The sequence below is a fragment of the Ciceribacter sp. L1K22 genome, assembly GCF_017599385.1.
Classification (GTDB): Bacteria; Pseudomonadota; Alphaproteobacteria; order Rhizobiales; family Rhizobiaceae; genus Allorhizobium.
This window is the reverse complement of sequence record NZ_JAGFPK010000005.1, coordinates 1-264: the sequence shown is the minus strand read 5'-3', so window position 1 is coordinate 264 and position 264 is coordinate 1. Positions and strand designations below refer to the sequence as shown.

Sequence of the window (264 nt, the reverse complement as noted above, 5' to 3'; positions counted from 1 at the left end):
CCGGCGACCAGGTCCAGGAAATGGCCGCCCAGGGCACCGACACCGTCCGCGCCTCGATCTCCTACACCCTCGGCGGCTCGGTGGAAAACCTCGTGCTGACAGGAAGCGGAAACCTCACCGGCACCGGCAACAGCCTCGCCAACGTCATCACGGGAAACTCCGGCAACAATACCCTGAGCGGCCTTGCCGGCAACGACCGGCTCGATGGCGGTGCGGGCAATGACACGCTCGACGGCGGCGCCGGCAACGATACGCTCATCGGCG

The 264-nt window shown here is 67.4% G+C and carries 1 pseudogene; it reads left to right on the top strand.

Features of this window, described 5'->3' with window-relative positions:
• Positions 1 to 264, top strand: a pseudogene (locus tag J5J09_RS22405) (hypothetical protein); the annotation flags it as partial.